This window comes from Pseudomonas sp. PME37.24/025 (assembly GCF_055556615.1).
The window spans coordinates 1-246 of the sequence record NZ_JBVHNK010000420.1; the positions used below are offsets into that span (position 1 = coordinate 1).

1 protein-coding gene is annotated in these 246 nt (G+C 72.8%); it reads left to right on the forward strand.

Going from position 1 to position 246, the window contains the following annotated elements; translation table 11 throughout:
• The coding region (locus ACZ3HH_RS30905) for a nuclear transport factor 2 family protein (protein WP_465810506.1) at positions 1-196 on the forward strand (196 nt) is incomplete at its 5' end.
• Positions 197-246 lie beyond the last annotated feature (50 nt).

The following is a 246-nucleotide window of genomic DNA, read 5'->3' on the forward strand; positions in this document are numbered from 1 at the left end:
CGACGTCGACGGAGACACCGCCACCGGCGAGACCTACTGCCTCGCGATGCACGTGCTCGACGAGGGCGCGGGCCGCGAGCTGCTCACGATGTCGATCCGGTACCTGGACGCGTTCGCCCGCACCCCGGGCGGGTGGCTGATCGCCGACCGGCGCCTCGTCTTCGACTGGGTCGACCGCCGATCCTCGCACGCGTGATGGGCTCCGACGCCACGGCATCCGTCCCCGCCGTCTCGGCGGTCGGCGTT